The following is a 20,903-nucleotide window of genomic DNA, read 5'->3' as shown; positions in this document are numbered from 1 at the left end:
CCAGGCACTCGCGTGACGCTGCGCGTTGAGCAGAAGAACGTGGACGCGGCGATCATTGGCTCGCGCCAAAGCGAGGCCGACGCGCGATCACGACGACGATCGTTCACGACTCTCTCGGGAGCTGCTGCCTCGGCGGACCGCGCTTGCGCGCGATCTGACGAATTTCGCTGCAACGAAGCGATCTCTCCAATGGCATGCAAGGACGATGGGTCATGAAATCGCCTAACGAGACTCTGCCGGTACAGGCGGCCGGCTCCCCGGACGTGCAGGACACGGTCGTTCGTGCCGCGCTCGTCGGCAGCTACGATCGCCTGCGCGGCTATCTGCAGCGACGCTTTGGCGGTCGGGCCGAAGCGGAAGAGGTGCTCCAGCTATTCATGTTGCGCGCATTGGAGCGGTCCGGCGACATTCGCGACGCGGACTCGGTTCGAGGCTGGCTGAGCCGGGTTCTGGCGACGACCATCGCCGACTTCCACCGCCAGGCATCAAGGAGCAGGACGAGGGAGATGCCGTTCCCGCATGAGCTCAACGATCGGCTGCCGGCCGAGCAGGACGCCGCGGCGAATGCCGCAGTCTGCGAGTGCCTCCACGTTCATCTGTCCTTGTTGAAGCCAGAGCACGCCGAAGTCATTCGAAGGATCGATCTCGGCGGCGAGCCGCGGGAATCCGTTGCCGCCGACCTCGGCGTGACCGTGAACAACCTGACCGTTCGGCTTCACAGGGCACGACAAGCGCTGAAGGAGCGCCTCGAGCAAACCTGCGTCGTCTGCCTGGAGGAAAGCTTCTGGGAGTGCCGTTGCGCCGACAACCGAGGTCCGACCTAGCCGACCTCGCGGCGGCGGCTCTCGCTGCCGTCGCGCTGGGCGAGCCGGCTGCGGTGCAGCGCGAACAGCTCCAGCATCTTGCCGGCGGGCTTGGCGGCGCTGAACAGGTAGCCCTGCATCTCGGAGCAGCCGAGCGTGCGCAGCAGACGCTGCTGCTCCTCGGTCTCGACGCCCTCGGCCGTCGTGGTCATGCGGCGGGCGGTCGCCAGGTTGACGACAGCCTGAACGATGCTGGCTGAGCCGTCGGGGCGGGCGATGTCGTCGACGAAGCAGCGGTCGATCTTGATCTTGTCGAACGGGAAGCGGTGCAGATAGCTCAGCGACGAGTAGCCGGTGCCGAAATCGTCGAGTGCGATGCGTATGCCGATGGCGCGGAGCTGGTGCAGGATCGCGAGCGCGGCATCGTCGTCGCGGATCAGGACCGCCTCGGTGATCTCGAGCTCGAGCCGGCTCGCCGGCAGGTTCGACGCGGCGAGCGCCGCCATGATCTTCAGCGCCAGCGTGCCGCTCTTGAACTGCACCGGCGAGACGTTGACGGCGAGGCGGATGTCGTCGGGCCAGCTTGCCGCATCCCGGCACGCGGTCGCCAGCACCCATTCGCCGATCTCGTTGATCAGGCCGGTGTCTTCGGCGATCGGGATGAAATCGGCCGGCGAGACCCAGCCGCGCTCGGGATGGCGCCAGCGCACCAACGCCTCGCAGCCGGTGATGCGGTCGTCCTTCAGGCCGAGGCAGGGCTGGTAATAGACCTCGAGCCCGCCTTCGCGACCTCCTTGCGCGATGGCGTGGCGCAGGTCGCCCTCGAGCTGGCGGCGTTCGCGGACCTTGGCGTCCATGTCCGGCTCGAAGAAGCGGTAGGTGTGGCGTCCGGCGGACTTGGCCGCGTACATTGCCATGTCCGCATTCTTCAGGATCTGGTCGAGCGCCGTGCCGTGCTCCGGCGCGAGCGCGATACCGATGCTGGCGTCGCTGGTGAGATGATGGCCCATGCAGTCGAAAGGTGTGCGGATGGTGTCGAAGACGCGCGCGACGAGCTCGTTGACCTGATCCAACGACGTTACCGCGCCCTGCACGATGGCAAATTCGTCGCCGCCGAGTCGTGCCACGAAGTCCTCCGGACCCGCACAGCGGAGGAGGTTCGCCGCGATCGATTTCAACAGCTCGTCGCCGACGAGATGGCCGAGCGCGTCGTTGACGCCCTTGAACTCGTCGATGTCGATGTAATGGACCGCGATCTGCTCGCCGTCGCCGACCGCGGCCAGCTCTTGCCGCAGATGCTCGTGGAACATGGCGCGATTGGGCAGGTCGGTCAGCGCGTCGTAATGGGCGAGGTGGGTGATGCGCTCCTCGATGCGACGGCGCTCCGTGACGTCCTCATGGGTCACCACCCAGCCGCCATCCGCGAGCGGTTCGTTGAGGATGTGGATCGAGCGGCCATCGGCGGTATCGACCACCATGGAGTTGCGAAGATGGATGTCCTTCAGGACGCGCGCGACGTAGGCGTCGACGTCGCCGGTGAACGAGCCGGTTGTCTTGCGATGGGCGATGATGTCGCGGAAGCTTGAGCCGGGCTTCACGACCTCGGCCGACAAACCGTACATCTCGATGTAGCGCTGGTTGCAGACGATGAGCCGCTGCCCGGCGTCGAACAGCAGGAGGCCCTGCGTCATGTTGTTGACGGCGCGGTCCAGCCGCTGCTTTTCCAGCGTCAGCCGTTCGCGCGAAAGGCGGTGCTGCTCCAGCAGCTTGCGCACAACGGCAATCAGCACGCCTGCAATCGCGAGCGCGGAAGAGGCCGCGACCGAGATCAGAATGCCGATCTGCTCGCGCCAATCCGCCAGGGCCGCCGCGCGCGTGGTGGTGGCCATCATCAGGATCGGGAAGTGGGGCAGGGCATGGGAGGAGATCAGCCGGTCCTCACCGTCGATGGGGCTGTTGACGCGGCCGGCGAAATGATCGAGGCCGAACACCCTCTGATGCTCGAAAAGACCGGTCTTGAAGTTTCGTCCCATCAATTCGCCGGAATGCGGATAGCGGGCGAGCAGCGTGCCGTCGCGATGCAGCATCGAGATCGTCGCGCCTTCGCCGAGCACGACGGAGGCGAAGAATTTCTCGAAATTGGCGGGCTCGATGCCGCGTCCGACCATACCGAGGAACTCGCCGCGTGGTCCGACGACCCTCCGCGCCACCAGAATGGTCCATGCGCCGGAGATGCGGCTGTGCAGCGGCTCGATCAGGACATCAGGCGCATAGGGATCGTACTTGAAGGTGCGGAAGTAGGCGCGATCGGCAACATTCACCTTTGGGGCCGGCCATGCCGTCGACGAATTGATCAGATTGCCTTCGGCATCGATGATGTTGACGCCGCCCATATAGGGCAGCGCCTCGATCTTCGACCGCAGCATCCGGTGCACGTCCTCGCCGGAGAGGCGCTTGCGATAGTCCTCTCCGGTCGCAATTCCGGTGGTGCGGACGTGGTCGACGAAATCCTTCTGGATGACCGCGAAGTCCTGCAATTGCTGATCGAAATGATGAGCGAGCAGCAGCACGGTGTTTTCCAGCTCGCGGCTGGAATTGCGCAGCGCCCGCTCCCGGAAGTTCTGCGCCATCAGCACCGAGCCTATGGCGATGGCCGCGATCAGCAGCGTGCCGCCCACCACCAGCCAGCGGATCGGTCCGCTGCGCACGAAGACCTGGTCAAAGAGACGACTGCCGAATTTCATCTTCATGCTTGATCGTTGCCGCGCACACGTCAGGATCAATTCATGAGCCTGAGAACACCCGTTGGTTTACGGGGGCGGTGTGGAGGTTAAGTTAGGAAGCGCGGTTAACGAGACGTGAACGGTCGCGCGCAAAAGCAATCCATGCGCGCGGCGCGAAAGCGGCGCGTCAACGCAAGCCCGCTTCAGACGCGGTAATGGCCGGATTTGCCGCCGAGCTTCTCGACGAGATGGATGCCCTCGATGCGCACGCCGCGCTCGACTGCCTTGATCATGTCGTAGATGGTGAGGCAGGCGACCGATACCGCCGTGAGCGCCTCCATCTCGACGCCGGTCGGTCCCGTCACCTTCACGCTGGCCCGCACCACGCAGCCCGGCAGCTTTGCGTCAGGCTCGATGTCGACAATGACCTTCGACAGCGCGAGCGGATGACAGAGCGGGATCAGCTCCGAGGTGCGCTTGGCGGCCATGATGCCGGCAATGCGCGCGGTGCCGAACACGTCGCCTTTCTTGGCGTTGCCGGACACGATCAGATCGAGCGTCGTCTTGGTCATGACGACGCGTCCCTCGGCGACCGCAAGCCGCTCCGTCGCGGGCTTGTCCGAGACGTCGACCATCCGCGCTTCGCCGGAGGCGCCGATATGGGTGAGGGCGGGGCCGGCCTTGGCTTTGGCCTGCTTCGTCTTGGCTGACCTGGTCTTTGCTGGCTTGCGCGCCATCTCAGCGCCTGCCCGCCGCGGGCGCCGTCGCCTCGCGCGCGAGCAGCGCGCGCGTCGCCGCCGTGACGTCGGCCTGCCGCATCAGGCTCTCGCCGACCAGGAACGTCGACATGCCGACGCGCTCCAGCCGGGCGAGGTCCTCGGACGTGAAGATACCGCTCTCGCCGACCATCAGCCGATCCGCGGGGATCAGCGGCGCCAGCGCCTCGCTGGTCGCCAGCGTGGTCTCGAAGGTACGCAAATTGCGGTTGTTGACGCCGATCATCGGCGACCGCAGCTTCAGCGCCCGGTCGAGCTCGGTGCGGTCGTGGATCTCGATCAAGACGTCCATGCCACGGGCGATGGCGGCGTCCTCGAGCTCCCTGGCGGCGGCGTCATCGAGCGCCGCCATGATGATCAGGATGCAGTCGGCGCCGTGTGCGCGCGCCTCGACCACCTGGTAGGGATCGAACAAGAAATCCTTGCGCAGCACGGGGAGTGAGGTTGCTTCGCGCGCGGCCACCATGAAGTCGAGATGGCCCTGGAACGAGGGCGTGTCGGTCAACACCGACAGGCAGGCTGCGCCGCCCGCCTCATAGGCCTTTGCGAGTGCCGGCGGGTCGAAATCGGAGCGAATGAGACCCTTGGAGGGCGAGGCCTTCTTGATCTCGGCGATCAGCGCGTAGCCGCCCTTGGCGTGCTTGGCCTTGATCGCGCGCAGGAAACCGCGCGGCTCGGAGGCGGCCTTGGCTTGCGCCTCGACCGTGGAGAGCGGACGCGCGCGCTTCGCCGCCGCGATCTCCTCGCGCTTGTAGGTCTCGATCTTGGTCAGGATGTCAGACATGCGGGAGTTCAGCTGTTGGAGACCGCGACCAGGTGCTTCAGCTTCGCGTTGGCCGCGCCGCTGTCGATCGAGCGGACGCCGATCGCGACGCCTTCCTTGAGGTCCTTGGCGCGGCCGGCCACGACCAGCGCGGCGGCGGCGTTGATCAGCGCCACGTCACGATAGGGGCTCTGCTTGCCGTCGAGCACGCTCTGCAACGCGATCGCATTGGCGTCGGCGTCACCGCCTTTGAGCGCACCGGCCTCGCAACGCGGGAGCCCGGCTTCCTCCGGCGTCACCTCGAAATTCCGGATTTCGCCGTTGTGGAGCGCGGAGACGAAGGTCGGACCGGTGAGGGTGATCTCGTCAAGTCCGTCGGAGCCGTGCACCACCCAGGCGGAGTCGGAGCCGAGGTTCTTGAGCACCTGCGCCAGCGGCTGCACCCATTGCCGTGAGAACACGCCGACCATCTGCCGCTTCACGCCGGCCGGGTTGGACAGGGGGCCGAGCAGGTTGAAGATCGTACGCGTGGCAAGCTCGACGCGGGTCGGGCCGACGTTCTTCATGGCGGGATGGTGGGCGGGGGCGAACATGAAGCCGATGCCGCATTCGCGCACGCAGCGGCCGACCTGCCCCGGCTTGAGATCGATCTTCACCCCGAGCGAGGCCAGCACGTCGGCGGCGCCCGAGCGCGACGACAGCGCGCGGTTGCCGTGCTTGGCCACCGGCACGCCGGCGCCCGAGACGATGAAGGAGGCGCAGGTCGAGACGTTGACCGAGCCGGAGCCGTCGCCGCCTGTGCCGACGATGTCGACCGCCTCGGGCGGCGCCTGCACGGTCAGCATCTTCGAGCGCATCGCCGCGACCGCGCCGGTGATCTCGTCCACGGTCTCGCCGCGCACCCGCAGCGCCATCAGAAGCCCGCCCATCTGCGAGGGTGTGGCCTCGCCGCTCATCATGGCATCGAAGGCGGAAGCGGCTTCGTCACGCGACAGGCTGGCGCCGGTCGCCACTTTTCCAATGATAGATTTCAGGTCGTCCATCGCGTGCTTTCAACTCACTGGTTCGCGCCGGTCACCTGCGCGAAGGCGGCCTGATTAATGGTGGTCCCGATGTCGGTTTCAAGCTTGTTGACGTAGGAAGCGACCTGCTCCTCGGTCTGAGCGCGGTCGAGGCTCTCCTTCAGCTTCTTGACCGCGTCCGAGGCCAAGTCGACCGCGGGATCGATGATCTCGGTGACGCGAAAGACGATCATCTCGCTGCCGCCGCTCACGGCCGTCTGTCCGATGCCATCCTTGGCGGTGCGGAAGGCCGCCGCCACGACGGTGCCGGGCACGCCGGAGGGCGAGTCGTCGCGCTTGAAGCCGGTCGCGGTCTCGACCTTGGCGCCGATCGCGGCGGCCTCGTCGGCGAGCTTGCCGCCCGCTTCGAGCTTCTGCACCATCTCGGTCGCCTTGGCCTTCAGCTTGGTCGCGATCTGGTCCTGGCGCCAGCGCGCCTCGACCTGGTCGCGGACCTCGTCGAGATTGCGGTCGCGCGAGGGCGTGATGGCGAGCACGTCGTACCAGACATAACCACCCTTGAACGAGATCGCGTCGTTGTCGACGCCGACGTCGGTGTTGAAGGCCTGCGACACCACGTCGAGGCCTTGCGGGATGTTGGCGATCGGCTGGCCGTTCGGGGCGCGGCCGGAGCGGTCGACGGCTTCGATGGTCACGGCAGTGAGGCCGAGCTTCTGCGCCGCGTCGATGACGCTGGAGCCGCCGCCGCGCTCGTCTTCCATCTTGTCGCGGAGATCGGCGACCTTGAGCCGCGCGCGCTCAGTCGCGATCTCGCGCTTGATGTCGCCGGCGAGCTTGGCGTAATCGGCCTCGTTGCCCGGCTCGATCTTGTCGACCTTGACGATCGAGGTGCCGAGGGCGCCCTGAATCGGCTGGCTGATCTCACCGGCCGGAAGCGCGAAGGCAGCAGTCCCGACCGCAGGATCGAGCGTCGACTTGGCCACCAGTCCGAGATCGACGTCGGAAGCGCTCAGCCCGCGCTCCTTGCCGAGATCCTCGAACGACATTCCGCCGGCGAGGCGCTCGCGTGCCGCCTTGGCCTCGGCCTCGTTGGGAAACACGATCTGGTGGATCTGGCGCTTCTCCGGCGTGCCGAGCCGGTCCTTGCGCTGCTCGAACATCTTCTTGGCGTCCTCATCGGAGACCTCGGTCCATTTGCCGATTTCTTCCGGCGAGATCACGACGAAGGCGATCTTGCGATATTCGGGCGCGCGGAACTGGACCTTGTGGTCCTCGAAATAGGTCGCGAGGGCTTCGGGCGAGGGCGCCTCGATGGTGCCGGCCTGCGCGGCATCGAGCTTGACGAATTCAATGGCGCGCTGCTCGTTCTGGAACCGCGTCAACACGTCGATCATGGCCTTGGGCGGCTCGAGGCCGGCACCGACCGTGCCGGTGATCTGCCGGCGCAGTGACACCTTGCGCTGCTCGGCGACATAGCGCTGTTCGGTGTAGCCGAAGTTGCGGATCAAGGCCTGGAAGCGGTTCGCGTCGAAATTGCCGCCGACGCCCTTGAAGTTGGGATCGTTCATGATGAGCTGGCGGATCTGCTCGTCGGACTGGCCAAGTCCGAGCCGGCGCGCCTCTTCGTCGAGGGCGGCCTCGGCAATGGTCTGCTGCAACACTTGGCGATCCAGGCCGAAGGCGCGCGCCTGGTCGGGCGTCAGCGGGCGGCCGAACTGGCGGCTGATCTGCTGCAGGCGGTCGGTGTAGATCTGGCGGAACTCGTTGAGCGAAATCTCGGTGCGGCCGATCTTGGCCACCGTGGACTGCCCGAAGCCCTTGAAGATGTCGGCGATGCCCCAAATGCCGAAGCTGACGATCAACACGCCCATCACCACGGCCATAATGGTCTTGCCGAGCCAGTTCGATGAGGCCTTACGCATTCCTCGGAGCATTTGGTCCAACTTGTTTGGTCAGGAGGGGAACGGAGCGCGTCTTAATGCAGATTCCGCAAAAGCGCGTCACCAAATTGATAGATCATCATAAAGTGGCGGCTTTCCCCCCGCAACCTCGCCTCATGCGACGGCGAGAAGCTGCGGTTAAGAGTCCCAAAGCGTTTTCAAGCGAAGCGGAGCCCGGTTCGCGCCACGAAAACGCGTCAAAACAAGAATCTGGAACTGCGGCAGGTCCTCTGCTAGCGCATGAACAAACCCCGTATCGCTGGAAACTGACATGACCGACGCCATCCGACCGCTGATCGCCGGCAACTGGAAAATGAACGGCCTGAAGGCCCAGGCTGCCGAATTCGACGCCATGCTCAACGGCGCGGCAGACGTGGCTGGCAAGGCCGACCTGCTGGTCTGCCCGCCGGCGACCCTGATTGTGGCGTTTGCCGAGAAGGCGCGCGGCAAGAAGGTTGCGGTCGGGGCCCAGGACTGCCATCCCAAGGCCTCCGGCGCCCATACCGGCGATATCGCTGCCGAAATGCTCGTGGATGCAGGCGCAACGGCCGTTATTGTCGGGCATTCCGAGCGCCGCGCCGACCACGGCGAGGGCGATGCGCTGATCCGGCAGAAGGCCGAGGCGGCCTGGCGCGCCGAGGCCATTGCGATCGTCTGCATCGGCGAAACGCAGGGCCAGCGCGATGCGGGTCAGACCCTGGACATCCTGCGCGGCCAGCTCCAGGGCTCGCTCCCAGATGCCTCCACCGCCGCCAATCTGGTCGTGGCCTATGAGCCGGTCTGGGCGATCGGCACGGGCCTGACCCCCACGGCCCAGGATGTCGAGCAGATTCATGGCTTTATCCGGGAGCTCCTGATCTCCAGGTTCAAGGGCGAGGGGGCCGGGATGCGGATTCTCTACGGCGGCTCGGTCAAGCCCTCGAACGCAGCCGAGCTGATGGCGGTGAAAAACGTCAACGGTGCCCTGGTCGGCGGCGCCAGCCTGAAAGCGGCCGATTTCCTTGCCATAGCCAAGGGCTGTCCTAACTAAGCGCTGCCAACCCGAACCGTGGGTCCGGGCCCGATCGGGGGTGGCATTGCCACGTCCGATCGTGTAACACCGCGCAACTTCAGGAAAACCCGCGAAGCGCGATCGGCCGCCGTCAGGCGCCGCCCGCTTGTGACGGAAGGATATCATGCAGACCGTTGTCATCGTCATCCACCTCATGATCGTCGCCGTCATGATCGGTGCCGTCCTGCTCCAGAAGTCGGAAGGCGGCGGGCTCGGCATGGGCGGCGGCGCGGGCTTCATGTCCAGCCGCGGCACGGCGAACCTGCTGACTCGGACCACGGCGATCCTGGCGGTCGGCTTCTTTCTCACCAGCCTGTTCCTGTCCTGGTATGCCGGTTACGACCGCAAGCCGTCGTCGATCATCGGCCAGCCCGCGCAGACCCAGCCGGCCGGCGGATCGCCGATCGCGCCGCCGACCTCGGGCGGCATCCTGGATTCGCTGAAGAAGGCCGACGAGCAGCAGCAAGCACCGGCTCCGACCGGTCCTCAGGTGCCACGCTCGCAATAAAGCAGGGGGGCCATGCAGGGCGATGGCTACCGTCCTGCATCAACAATCCCCATCAAGGCACTGTCACCACTCTCAGTTCTGGATCACCCACAGGCCCGCAAAATCTTTGGGGCGGAATACGAATCGCTTTGGCGAATCGAATTCGAGGGATTAGAGGTTAAGTCCCATGGCGCGGTACATATTCATCACCGGCGGCGTGGTTTCTTCGCTCGGCAAGGGTTTGGCTTCGGCGGCACTGGGTGCCCTGCTGCAGGCCCGGGGCTACAAGGTCCGCCTCCGCAAGCTCGACCCCTATCTCAACCTCGATCCCGGAACGATGTCGCCGTATCAGCACGGCGAAGTGTTCGTGACCGATGACGGCGCGGAGACCGATCTCGATCTCGGTCACTACGAGCGCTTCACCGGCCGGCCGGCGACCAAGGCCGACAACATCACCACGGGACGCATCTACCAGGACATCATCTCCAAGGAGCGCCGCGGCGATTATCTCGGCGCGACCATCCAGGTGGTTCCGCACGTCACCAACGCCATCAAGGAATTCGTTCTCGACGGCAATGACGATTACGACTTCGTGCTGGTCGAGATCGGCGGCACCGTCGGCGACATCGAGGGCCTGCCGTTCTTCGAGGCGATCCGCCAGCTCAAGAACGAGCTGCCGCGCGACCATGCCGTCTACATCCATCTGACGCTGCTGCCCTATATTCCGAGCGCCGGCGAATTGAAGACGAAGCCGACGCAGCACTCGGTGAAGGAGCTGCGTTCGATCGGCATCCAGCCGGACATCCTGCTCTGCCGCACCGACCGCGAGATCCCGAAGGAAGAGCGGCGCAAGCTCGGGCTGTTCTGCAACGTGCGCGAAAGCGCCGTGATCGAGGCGCGCGACGTCGACAACATCTATGCGGTCCCCGAGGCCTATCACAATGCGGGCCTCGACGACGAAGCGCTCGCCGCCTTCGGCATCGCCTCGCGGATTCCGCCGGAGCTGCGCAGCTGGCAGCAGATCAACGAGCGCATCCGCAACCCCGAAGGCAACGTCACCATCGCCATCGTCGGCAAGTATACCGGCATGAAGGATGCGTATAAGTCGCTGATCGAGGCGCTCTCGCATGGCGGCATCGCCAACAAGGTGAAGGTCAATCTCGACTGGATCGAGAGCGAGATCTTCGAGAAGGAAGATCCGGCGCCGTTCCTCGAGCACGTCAACGGCATCCTGGTGCCCGGCGGCTTCGGCCAGCGCGGCGCCGAAGGCAAGATCAAGGCGGCGCAGTTCGCGCGCGAGCGCGACGTGCCGTATTTCGGCATCTGCTTCGGCATGCAGATGGCGGTGATCGAGGCCGCGCGAAACCTGGTCGGCATCGAGGACGCCAACTCCACCGAGTTCGGCCCGACCAAGGAGCCCCTGGTCGGCCTGATGACGGAGTGGCTGCGCGGCAACGAGCTCGAGAAGCGCTCGCAGGCGGGCGACCTCGGCGGCACGATGCGGCTTGGCGCCTATCCGGCAGCGCTCAACCGCGGCAGCCGCGTCTCGCAGGTCTATGGCGGCGCGACCGAAATCTCCGAGCGTCACCGCCATCGCTACGAGGTCAACACCGCCTACAAGGACCGCCTCGAGCAGCACGGCCTGAAATTCTCAGGGCTCTCGCCCGACGGCGTGCTGCCTGAAATCGTCGAATACGAGGATCATCCCTGGTTCATCGGCGTCCAGTTCCACCCCGAGCTGAAGTCGCGGCCGTTCGAGCCGCATCCGCTGTTCGCCTCGTTCATTCAGGCGGCGATGGTGCAGAGCCGGCTGGTGTAGCCGGCTCGGTCTTCCCTGACGAAGTCACGTCCGGCTACGCGGCCGCGATGTCCATCCTGCGGCAGAAGCAAGATGCCTTGATCGGCACCTCCGCCCGCGACTGGGCGAGGTCAAGTCGCTGCTTGATCAGCGGCCTCTCGGCCTTGTCGCCACGCCGCATGAGACATTCGTGCAAGCCGTGAAGCGACCACAGATTATCGGGATGCTGGCAGGCCCGGCTCAGCTTTCCATCGAGGCCGAGATCGGAACGGTACACCGCTTCGGCTTCCTCGATCCGTCCCTGCTCCAGGAGCAGCGCGCCGAGTGCGTGACGCGGTGGCTGCATCCATCCCCACGGCTCGTCATAGGGCAGGGCGTCGCTGAGCGCGACCGATCTGCGCAGCTCAGCGAACGCAAAGTCGTAGTTGGCTTTGCGATATTCCAGTTCGCCATTCAACATGGCTTCGGCCACGCCGAGCAGGGCGACGACATTGTTGTTGTGCACGAGCCGGCTCTCCGGCACGCGCGTCTTCGCCTGTGCGAACAACGCTTTCTCAGTTTCGGCCTCAGTGACGTGGCCAAGCGCCGAATGAGCCACCGCCTTGGCGTAGTGGATCATCGCCGTCACCGAGCAGTATAGCTCGCGATCCTCCGGCAGCTGTTGGGCAATGATGTCGTGCCATTTGCCGAAACGCACGAGAACGTGCTGCTTCATCGTCAAATAGCCTTCCAGGAAGTCCGCCATGGGGGGCGATTGAATGCGCAGCACTGGCTCGGGCACGGTGGCAATGAGTTCCTCGGCCGCTGCGATAGCGGGGGCGTATTGACCCAGGAACATCGCGCCGTAGATGGCAAAGTGGAAGTTGTGGATGACATAGACCAGGTAGACACCCGGATCGTCCGAATAAGCGAGGAACCTGCGGTCGGTCGTCAGCGCCTTCTGATTGTAGAGCAGGACGTCGTTGTATTGCCCGCACAGCACGTCGAGATGCGTCGGCATGTGGATCAGATGGCCGCTATCGGGGACGATCGCGCGCAGCCGGTCGCCAGCCCGCATCGCCCGTTGCGGGAAGGGCGACATCTCCATGAGATGGACGTAGAGATGAAGCAGTCCCGGATGATTCCACGCAGCCGGCCATCGATCGAAAGCTTGTTCGAGCACGGCCCTGCATTCCTCGGTGCCGGCGCCCTTGGTGGGTTCTCCAGACTCAAGGTCCCACATCAGCCACGGCGTTTCGTTCATGATCGATTCGGCAAAGATGGCTCGGACCTCGAGATCGTCGGGATACGTGGCGAAAACCTTTCGCATCTCTCGCGTGAAGGCCTTGTCCCACGGCGCCATGTCCTCGATCGCTTCACGCTGCGGATAGCGCGCAGACAGGGCGCGGATCAGCGCTTGCTCGACCGGGCTTGCCGTTTCCGCCTGCGCGAGTGCGTCCTGCGTCGCATCGTATGATGCAGCGAGCGCCAATTGACGGCCTTGTGCGTCATAGCGGACCCAGGGCAGGTTGTAGTTGGGACCCGCGGCGTAGCCGATGCCCCAGTGCGCCATGGCGCAGCTGTTATCGAACTCGAGCGCCTTGCGAAAACATTTGATCGCCTCGCCGTGGTTGAATCCGAACACCCAGTTGAGCCCTCGGTCAAACCAGAGCTGCGCATCAGGCGAAGTCGTGGTGATTTTGCGGCTGTACGGTCCGAGATCAAAATAGGTCATTGCCTCTGCCTCCTTTGATCGCTTCGGTCGTTTCGCCGATTGCTCTCGGGCCGTCGGCGGCTGATACGCCAGGACCGCGCGCACATTATCAAGAGCGCCGGCCCCCTGCTATCGAGCTATGCACGAAACGCCATGAGGGGCGCCCGGGCGAGGCTCAAGACAGAGTTGTGGTCAGCGGGTATAACCGCCGCTCCTGTCAGGGAGGACCATGAATGATCTACGAAATGCGCGTCTATCGCTGCCTGCCCGGCCGCCTGCCGGCATTGCTCAAGCGGTTCGAGGCTGCCACGCTGAAGATCTGGGAGAAGCACGGCATCAAGCAGGCGGGGTTCTTCACGACTGTGATCGGTGAATCCAACCAGGAGCTGACCTATTTCCTCGCTTGGGGCTCCCTCGCCGAGCGCGAGAAGAAGTGGGCCGCGTTCATGACCGATCCGGACTGGATGAAGGCCCGCGCCGAGAGCGAATCCGACGGGCAGATCGTTGCCAATATCGTCAGCCAGATCCTGGCGCCGACCGCTTTCTCGGCGGTGAAATAGCCAACGCCAGCGCGGCTGGGGGGAACCCTGGCGCAACCCTGATATTCGGACCGCCCGGGCGGAAGAGGGTTGATCCGACCCTCATGGCGGCTATGGTCGCACCGAAACGAGGGATTTGCCTTGAGCTCTTCGACGTCAGCGGCGCCGGTCGTCACCATCGGCAGGATCAAATTCGGCAATGATCTGCCGATCTCGGTCATTGCTGGACCCTGCCAGCTGGAGAGCCGCGAACATGCGCTGGAGGTCGCCTCCGCGCTGAAGGAGATCGCGGCGCGGCTGAACATCGGCCTCGTCTACAAGACCTCGTTCGACAAGGCCAACCGCACCAGCGCGGCGGCGGCGCGCGGGCTGGGCCTTGCGCAGTCGCTGCCGATCTTCGCGGAGATCCGATCCTCGCTCGGCTTGCCCGTGCTGACCGACGTGCACGAAGCCACGCAATGTGCCGAGGTGGCGCAGGCGGTGGACATCCTGCAAATTCCGGCCTTCCTGTGCCGGCAGACCGATCTGCTGCTGGCGGCGGCTGCGACCGGCAAGGTCGTCAACGTCAAGAAGGGCCAGTTCCTGGCGCCCTGGGACATGGCCAACGTCGTGACCAAGATCACGAGCGCGAACAATCCGAACGTGCTCGTCACCGAGCGCGGCGCCTCGTTCGGCTACAACACGCTCGTGTCCGACATGCGCGCGCTGCCGATCCTTGCGCGCACCACCGGCGCGCCCGTCATATTCGACGCCACCCATTCGGTGCAGCAGCCGGGCGGGAAGGGGACGTCCTCGGGCGGCGAGCGCGAATTCGTGCCGGTGCTGGCGCGTGCAGCTGTCGCGGTCGGCGTTGCCGGCGTCTTCATCGAGACCCATCCCGATCCCGATCGCGCGCCTTCGGACGGCCCGAACATGGTGCCGCTGCGCGAGTTCGAGGGGCTGGTCGCGCGATTGATGGCGTTCGATGCGCTGGCCAAGACGCCGTCGAAGAGCACCACGCGCTGATGCACCAGCCTGTGACCAGGCCGTCGTCCGAGCAGAAATTTCCGCCCGCGATCAACATCATTGCGCTCGCCGGCTTCTCGGCCGCACTGTCGACGCGCGCGCTCGATCCCGTCCTGCCGCATGTCGCGGATGATTTCGCGATCAGCATCACGACGGCCGCCAGCATCGCGGCCGGCTTTGCCCTGATCTACGCGCTGGTTCAGCCGGCGATCGGAGCGGCCGCCGACCTGTTCGGCAAGGCGCGATTGATGACGGCGTGCCTGGCGCTGCTGGGCGTTGCGTGCATCCTCGGCGCGCTCGCCACCTCCTTCTCTGGATTGTTCGCAAGCCGTATCCTGGCCGGCATCGCCGCGGGCGGCGTGTTTCCTGTCGCGCTCGGCCTCACCGCTGATCTCGTTGCGCCGGCCAAGCGGCAGGTTGCGATCGGACGCACGATGGCGGGCTCGATGACCGGCAATCTGCTCGGCTCGTCCGCCAGCGGAATCATCGGCGATTTCATCGGCTGGCGCGGCGTGCTGGTGATCCTCGGCGCGCTCGGGCTGATCGCGGCCGTGGCGGTTGCGGCAGGATTTCGCGGGGCCGCGCTGACGGCGCCGCCGAAGACGGATTTCAGGACGTTGCGGCAGGGCTACCGCACGATCTTCTCCAATCCCAACACGCGCTACAGCTATTCGGCCGTGTTCGTCGAAGGCTGCTGCGTGTTCGGCTTGTTTCCCTTCATCGCCGCGTTCCTGTTCGATCTCGGCGAGAAATCGCTGTCGATCGCGGGCATCGTGATCGCGGGATTTGCGGTCGGCGGGTTGCTCTACACGCTCACCGTCTCGCGCATGCTGCCGCGGCTCGGCGTCAAGGGCATGATGATCGCGGGCGCGAGCCTCGTGGCGTTGCAGCTCGGCGCGCTCGCCTTCGGTCCCGGCTGGAAGCTGCAATTCGTCAGCATGCTGGCGATGGGCTGGGGCTTCTACATGATCCATGGCTGCCTGCAGGTGTTCGCCAGCGAGCTGTCGATCGGGGCGCGCGCGACGGCGATGTCGCTGCATTCGTTCTTCTTCTTCATGGGGCAGACGGTGGGCCCGCTCGCCTACGGCTTCGGGCTGCAGCATGGCGGCAAGGTGCCGACATTGCTCGCAAGCGCCGCGATCATGGTGGTGCTGGGCCTAGCCTGCGCGCGGCTGCTCAAGCAGCGTGCACCGTCCGACGCGCGCGTCTGAGGGCGCGTCCGGGAGAAGCGCCCTTTCAAAAAGCTGCGCGAGCGGTCTTTGTGGCGCTCAGGCGCCCGCGTGGGCCTCCTGCCAGAGGTCAAGCACCTCGTGGCGCGTAATGCCACGGGTGATGAACACGATGCGCGAACGGCGGTCGGCATCGGGCCATTTTGCAAGCGCCACCGGCGGATGGAAGACGTGGTGGACGCCATGGACCGCGATCGGCGTCGCTTCATCGCGAAGATTCAAGATGCCCTTGACCCGCAAGAGGTCCTCTCCCCGGGTGGCGCGCAGATGCGCGAGCCAGCGCGATACGGCCATCCAGTCAAGGGGATCGTCGAATGCGATCATGAAGCTAAGGATCGATGCATCGTGGCTGTGATGCTCGTGATGGGCGTGACCGTCACCGTGATGATGGGCGCGCTCATGCGCCGCCTTGGCGACGTCGGCGAACGCCTGCTCGTTGAGCCAGCGCTCGATATCGGCTGTCTTCTTTTCGGGATCAATGAGGGCAGCACCGAACAATTGGGCCGGATCGACCTCGCCATGCACCACGCTCTCGATCCTGGCGCCAGGATTGAGCCGACGAAGCCGCAAGTCCAATGCGTCAGTGTCCTTGACCAAATCGCGTTTGGTGATCAGCAGCCGGTCGGCGAGCGCGACCTGCTTCACCGTCGTATTGGCGGTCGAGCTGTCGCGCTGCATTGACTGCATCGACGGTCGTCACCACGGTGTCTAGCCGCAGAAAATGCGAGACCAAAGGGTTGTTCAGCAGCAGCTGAGCAATGGGAGCGGGGTCAGCCAACCCCGTTGTCTCGACCAAAATCCTGCGGAACGGCGGTACCTCGCCACGATCGCGGCGCACCAGCAGCGCGCGCAGGGTCTCTTCCAGATCGCTGCGAATAGTGCAGCAAATACAACCACTCGCAAGCACGGCGACTTCGCCGTCGACGCGTTCCACGAGCAGGTGGTCGAGGCTGACCTCGCCATATTCGTTGATGACGACGGCGCTGTCCTTCATCGCGTCATGGCGCAGCAGGCGGTTGAGCAGTGTCGTCTTGCCGCTGCCAAGAAAGCCGGTGATCAGTGACACCGGAGTCCGCTCGGCGGATTTGTCGCTCTCGAACAGGCTCATCGGCATCCTCAACCCTGGTCTTATTTTTGTCGCTGGACAACAGCCTAATGGAGGACGAGCATTCCGAAAACAGAATCTTAAGCCCGATCTCAGCGGGCAAACCCCGGGAGGAAACGATGGACGATACCAAAGGCGATGAAGAGAAGGGCGGTGCCGCGACCGATCGGCGGACCTTGCTCCGCACGGCAGGCATTGCCGGTGCGGCTGGGGCGGCATTCGCAGGTGCGATGCACGGCAAGTTCTCACTCGCACCGATTGCCGCGGCGCAGGCTCAAACCGCAGCGATGCCAAAGGGTGTGGACAAGCCTTGGTGGCCCTCGAAATGGGGCAAAGACGACGAGGCCGGCGCGTCGAACCACATCACGCCGGCGAAGGTTCTCGATGCCGTGAAGTGGATCAAGGATGGCAAGATCTACAAGATCGGCCGCGTTTACGAGCAAGGCATGCCGTTGTTTGGCGCCCGCGCATTCTCATTGCGCATTCCCGGCGGGCCGACTGGCGGCCCGTTCGGCGACAACAAGCTCGTCTATCACGACGAGTTTCTCGCCACCGAAATCGGCCAGACCGGTACACAATTCGACGGGCTCGGCCATATCGGTATCCAGCTGGGTAAGGACGGCGACAAGAGCGAGATGCGCTTCTACAACGGCTTCAGCGCCGCTGAGATCAGCGACGCCTACGGCCTGAAGAAGCTTGGCGCCGAGAAGCTCAAGCCGCTGTTCACACGCGCCCACCTGATCGATATGGTCGCGCTGAAGGGCGGCATGATGGACGCGGGCCAAGAGATCACCTCGGCCGATATCAAGGCGGCGCTTGCGAAGCAAAGCATCGCGGAGAGCGACATCAAGCCAGGCGATGCGATCATGTTCCACACCGGCTGGGGCTCCCTGTGGATGAAGAACAATGATCGCTTCAATAGCGGCGAGCCCGGAATCGGCCTCGATGCCGCGAAGTGGATCATCGAGAAGGATCTTGCGCTGACTGCGGCTGACACCTGGGCGGTCGAAGTGGTGCCCAATCCGGACAAGTCGCTCGCCTTCGTGGTTCACGCCGAATTGCAGACCAAGCACGGCATCCTCAACCACGAGAACCTGATCTTTGACGAGTTGATTGCCGACAAGAAGTACCAGTTCGTCTACTGCTTCACGCCATCGCCGATCAAAGGCGCTACCGGCAGCAATGGCTGTCCGATCGCGATCACCTGACGCGGACAAAAAAGCGGGTGGGCGGGACTTCCCCGCCCATCACGCGAAGGGCCGCCCAATCACCCGTTCGCGATAGGGCGCGGCCAGGGCGGCATTGCTCCCCACCACGACACCATCGGCCCGGTATACATGGCACACGAATTGCTTCGATTCTGGGCAAATCGAGGTGTGAGACCGTGGACGTCCAGACCAGTCATTCGGCCAGCGCAGCCGGTCCAGCCCGCTCGACCGGATATCCCACCAAGCCGCCGCTGCGGCGCTTCCTCACCGATTGCCACGCCGAATTCCGGACCGACAATTCCGGCGAGCTTGCCGACTACATTCCCGAGCTGAAGCGCGCCAATCCCGATCATTTCGGCATCGCGCTCGTCACCATCGACGGCCATGTCTACGAGGTCGGCGACAGCGAGGTGCCGTTCACGATCCAGTCGGTGTCCAAAGCCTTCGTCTTCGCGCTGGCGCTGGAGATGGTCGGCGAGGCGCGCGTCTCGGCCACGATCGGTGTCGAGCCGAGCGGCGAGGCCTTCAACTCGATCCGGCTCACCAACGACAACCGTCCCTTCAACCCCATGGTCAATGCCGGCGCGATCGCCTGCTCGGGCCTGATCTATGAGGTCGAAGGGAAGGGCGCCTTCGAGCGCGTCCGCGCCAAGCTCAGCGCGTTCGCCGGCCGCGAGCTGGGCGTCGACGAGGCCGTGCACGCTTCGGAGACTGCGACCGGCAACCGCAACCGGGCAATTGCGTGGCTGCTGCGGAATTACGCGGTGCTGCCCGACGACGTCGATGCCGTGCTCGACGTCTATTTCCGCCAATGCGCGATCCTGGTCACCGCGCGCGACCTCGCGGTGATGGCGGCAACGCTCGCCAATCGGGGCATCAATCCGGTGACGGGCGTGCAGGTGATCACGCCGCATATCGTCGCGCGCACGCTCTCGGTGATGACGAGCTCAGGCATGTACGACTATGCCGGTGAGTGGACCTATCGCGTCGGCATTCCCGCCAAGAGCGGCGTCGGTGGCGGCATCGTCGCGGCGCTGCCCTCGCAGCTCGGGCTCGGCACCTTCTCGCCGCTGCTCGACAACCATTTCAACAGCGTGCGCGGCCTGAAGGTCTGCGAGGCGCTGTCGGCGCGGTTCGACCTGCACATGCTCAATCGCAACGCCGACGTCCGCACCAGCATCATGGCGGATTACGACGTCTACGGCATTTCCTCGCGCCGCAGCCGCCAGCCACACGAGCAGCAGATCCTCGACGAACGACACAGCGACATCCGCGTGCTCGAGCTGGTCGGTGCGATGAATTTCGCCACCATCGACTACGTCACCCGGCGGCTCACCAGCGAGCCGCCGAACGCACCGCTGCTGATCATCGATTTCCGCCGCGTCCCCGACATCACCGCTGCCGGCGCCGAGCTGCTCGGCGAGACGCTGACTGCGCTCGGCAATGCCGGCGCCACGACCATTCTGTCCGGCTTCGAGGGCACCTCCGCGGTGTGGCGCGCGATCGCCGCGCGCACCGCCGAGCCGCGCCGGCTGCGCCGCTTCGCACTGCTCGACGATGCCATCGAATGGGCCGAAGACCAGGTGATCTACCGCTTCGGCGGCTTCACCGATCTCAAGGAGAGCGCGCATCTCGGCGAGCAGGCGCTGCTGGCCGAGCTCGACGCCGAGGAGATCGCCGCGATCATCAAGCTGTCGACCACGCGGCATTACGCGGCCGGCCAGCGCATCATCGCGGCAGGCGAGCCCGCCAATTCGCTGTTCTTTCTCCAGAGCGGCATGGTCAGCGTGAAGCTGCGCAGCGGCGTTCGGCTCGCTTCCCTCGGCCCCGGCATGGAATTCGGCGAGATGGCGATCCTGGAGCAAAGCCGCAGCGCCGACGTCTTGGCCGACACGCCCGTCACCTGCCTCGAACTGCCGCTCGACAGCTTTGCCGATTACCGCCGGCTGCACCCGGAAACGTCGTTGAAGATCATGCGCAACCTCGCCGCGATCCTGGCGCGGCGGCTGGTGCTGGCGAATGCGAAGGTCGATCTCCTGAGCGCGTACTAGGCCGTCAACTCGTAAGCTTGGGCAGGAGCGGGCTCGAGCACTACAATCCCGGTGATCTCGCTGCCCAAGCCTTGGTGGCCTGGCAGCTTTCCATCGCTCGGGCGTAGGCAGGGCGTGCCGTCGTGCGAGCGAGATAGTCCCGCTCGGTAGAACCGGGGACGTAGTTGCCAGTTCGCAGGCCGAGCAGGAGGGCGTAGCTCACCGAGATATCGGCAGCAGTGAATCGGTCGCCAGCGAGATAGGGGCACTCCGCGAGGCGGCGGATCACCAACCCCAGGCGGCTCTCGAAGGTCTCGAGCGCCCAGCAGGTAACTCGGGCATTTCGCTCGGCTTCGGGTGCCAGTTGGCGACCGACCAAGACGGCGTTCATCGGTCCGGCGAGCCCGGCCTCGCCCAAGTGGAGAAATTGCAGATAGGAAGCGAACGCGGGATCGTCCGGGGCGACGGCAAGCGAACCTGAGCCGTGGCGGGCAAGCAGGTACTCAAGAATCGCGATCGACTCGACCATGATCGTCTCGCCGTCCTGCAGTGCGGGAATGAAGCCGGCGGGGTTGATCGCGAGGAAATCGCGATCAACCTCGGCTGCCAGCAGATCGACCGGGCGCAGCCGATAAGCCAACCCCAATTCCTCAAGCAGCCAAACAACACGGAAGCCACGACCTTCGCCATAGACGGTGAGCATAGCTAAGCGTTCCTAGATTGGGCTAGAT

18 protein-coding genes are annotated in these 20,903 nt (G+C 64.9%); 9 read left to right on the top strand and 9 right to left on the bottom strand.

Annotation, left to right across the window (positions count from 1 at the left end):
• The first annotated feature begins 212 nt into the window (after positions 1-212).
• The gene (locus tag DCG74_RS25505) at positions 213-824 is read left to right on the top strand and encodes an RNA polymerase sigma factor (protein ID WP_172783612.1); all 612 of its coding nucleotides are present in this window, start codon (positions 213-215) and stop codon (positions 822-824) included.
• On the opposite strand, the gene DCG74_RS25500 is transcribed toward DCG74_RS25505, so the two are convergent.
• The 5 genes from DCG74_RS25500 to DCG74_RS25480 all read right to left on the bottom strand — a co-directional run bounded on the left by DCG74_RS25500 (position 821) and on the right by DCG74_RS25480 (position 8,021).
• Positions 821-3,553 carry an EAL domain-containing protein gene (locus tag DCG74_RS25500; protein ID WP_172783613.1) on the bottom strand — a complete coding sequence of 911 codons (2,733 nt, stop codon included), beginning with the start codon at positions 3,551-3,553 and terminating at the stop codon, positions 821-823. The genes DCG74_RS25505 and DCG74_RS25500 overlap by 4 nt on opposite strands.
• A 176-nt stretch (positions 3,554-3,729) precedes the next feature.
• Positions 3,730-4,263, bottom strand: a complete 534-nt coding sequence (gene moaC / locus DCG74_RS25495) for a cyclic pyranopterin monophosphate synthase MoaC (protein WP_172783614.1) — start codon at positions 4,261-4,263, stop codon at positions 3,730-3,732.
• A 1-nt stretch (position 4,264) separates the two neighbouring features.
• Positions 4,265-5,086 carry an indole-3-glycerol phosphate synthase TrpC gene (trpC, locus tag DCG74_RS25490; RefSeq protein ID WP_172783615.1) on the bottom strand — a complete coding sequence of 274 codons (822 nt, stop codon included), beginning with the start codon at positions 5,084-5,086 and terminating at the stop codon, positions 4,265-4,267.
• Positions 5,087-5,094: 8 nt separating this feature from the next.
• The gene (gene trpD, locus DCG74_RS25485) at positions 5,095-6,108 is read right to left on the bottom strand and encodes an anthranilate phosphoribosyltransferase (protein WP_172783616.1); all 1,014 of its coding nucleotides are present in this window, start codon (positions 6,106-6,108) and stop codon (positions 5,095-5,097) included.
• Positions 6,109-6,122: 14 nt separating this feature from the next.
• On the bottom strand, positions 6,123-8,021 hold the full coding sequence (locus DCG74_RS25480; RefSeq protein WP_172783617.1) for a SurA N-terminal domain-containing protein: 1,899 nt from the start codon (positions 8,019-8,021) through the stop codon (positions 6,123-6,125).
• 277 nt (positions 8,022-8,298) lie between these two features.
• On the opposite strand from DCG74_RS25480, the gene tpiA reads away from it, so the two are divergent.
• The 3 genes from tpiA (at position 8,299) to DCG74_RS25465 (ending at position 11,384) form a co-directional block, all read left to right on the top strand.
• Positions 8,299-9,057 carry a triose-phosphate isomerase gene (tpiA, locus tag DCG74_RS25475; protein WP_172783618.1) on the top strand — a complete coding sequence of 253 codons (759 nt, stop codon included), beginning with the start codon at positions 8,299-8,301 and terminating at the stop codon, positions 9,055-9,057.
• Positions 9,058-9,202: 145 nt separating this feature from the next.
• Positions 9,203-9,586: a preprotein translocase subunit SecG gene (secG, locus tag DCG74_RS25470; protein ID WP_172783619.1), complete on the top strand. Its 384-nt coding sequence runs from the start codon at positions 9,203-9,205 to the stop codon at positions 9,584-9,586.
• A gap of 166 nt (positions 9,587-9,752) precedes the next feature.
• Positions 9,753-11,384, top strand: a complete 1,632-nt coding sequence (locus DCG74_RS25465; protein WP_172783620.1) for a CTP synthase — start codon at positions 9,753-9,755, stop codon at positions 11,382-11,384.
• A 34-nt stretch (positions 11,385-11,418) separates the two neighbouring features.
• Here DCG74_RS25465 and DCG74_RS25460 read toward each other — a convergent pair whose 3' ends face one another.
• Positions 11,419-13,077: a hypothetical protein gene (locus tag DCG74_RS25460; RefSeq protein WP_172783621.1), complete on the bottom strand. Its 1,659-nt coding sequence runs from the start codon at positions 13,075-13,077 to the stop codon at positions 11,419-11,421.
• Between the two features lie 212 nt (positions 13,078-13,289).
• Here DCG74_RS25460 and DCG74_RS25455 point away from each other — a divergent pair, with 212 nt between their 5' ends.
• The 3 genes from DCG74_RS25455 to DCG74_RS25445 all read left to right on the top strand — a co-directional run bounded on the left by DCG74_RS25455 (position 13,290) and on the right by DCG74_RS25445 (position 15,811).
• Positions 13,290-13,616 carry an NIPSNAP family protein gene (locus DCG74_RS25455; RefSeq protein WP_172783622.1) on the top strand — a complete coding sequence of 109 codons (327 nt, stop codon included), beginning with the start codon at positions 13,290-13,292 and terminating at the stop codon, positions 13,614-13,616.
• 120 nt (positions 13,617-13,736) lie between these two features.
• Complete coding sequence (kdsA, locus tag DCG74_RS25450; protein WP_172783623.1) at positions 13,737-14,600, top strand: 3-deoxy-8-phosphooctulonate synthase; 864 nt, start codon at positions 13,737-13,739, stop codon at positions 14,598-14,600.
• Entirely contained in the window at positions 14,600-15,811 is a 1,212-nt protein-coding gene (locus DCG74_RS25445; RefSeq protein ID WP_172783624.1) for an MFS transporter, read from the top strand. Before kdsA ends, DCG74_RS25445 begins: the two co-directional genes overlap by 1 nt.
• 57 nt (positions 15,812-15,868) lie before the next feature.
• Here DCG74_RS25445 and DCG74_RS25440 read toward each other — a convergent pair whose 3' ends face one another.
• Both DCG74_RS25440 and DCG74_RS25435 read right to left on the bottom strand, forming a co-directional pair.
• Positions 15,869-16,507, bottom strand: coding sequence for a GTP-binding protein (locus DCG74_RS25440; RefSeq protein ID WP_246708706.1), 639 nt, complete (start codon positions 16,505-16,507; stop codon positions 15,869-15,871).
• On the bottom strand, positions 16,410-16,937 hold the full coding sequence (locus DCG74_RS25435) for a GTP-binding protein (RefSeq protein ID WP_246708707.1): 528 nt from the start codon (positions 16,935-16,937) through the stop codon (positions 16,410-16,412). The genes DCG74_RS25440 and DCG74_RS25435 overlap by 98 nt, the downstream gene beginning before the upstream one ends.
• Between DCG74_RS25435 and DCG74_RS25430 the strand changes: the two genes are divergently transcribed.
• Positions 16,889-18,142 (top strand): cyclase family protein, encoded by a 1,254-nt coding sequence (locus tag DCG74_RS25430; protein ID WP_257187434.1) that lies wholly within the window; start codon positions 16,889-16,891, stop codon positions 18,140-18,142. The genes DCG74_RS25435 and DCG74_RS25430 overlap by 49 nt on opposite strands.
• A gap of 176 nt (positions 18,143-18,318) precedes the next feature.
• Positions 18,319-20,193 carry a glutaminase A gene (glsA, locus tag DCG74_RS25425; protein WP_172783626.1) on the top strand — a complete coding sequence of 625 codons (1,875 nt, stop codon included), beginning with the start codon at positions 18,319-18,321 and terminating at the stop codon, positions 20,191-20,193.
• Between the two features lie 40 nt (positions 20,194-20,233).
• Here glsA and DCG74_RS25420 read toward each other — a convergent pair whose 3' ends face one another.
• Entirely contained in the window at positions 20,234-20,875 is a 642-nt protein-coding gene (locus DCG74_RS25420; protein WP_172783627.1) for a glutathione S-transferase family protein, read from the bottom strand.
• Positions 20,876-20,903 lie beyond the last annotated feature (28 nt).

The organism is Bradyrhizobium sp. WBAH42 (assembly GCF_024585265.1).
Taxonomy (GTDB): Bacteria; Pseudomonadota; Alphaproteobacteria; order Rhizobiales; family Xanthobacteraceae; genus Bradyrhizobium.
Note: the sequence above shows the minus strand (reverse complement) of the source record. Positions and strands in the feature narration are given on the sequence as shown.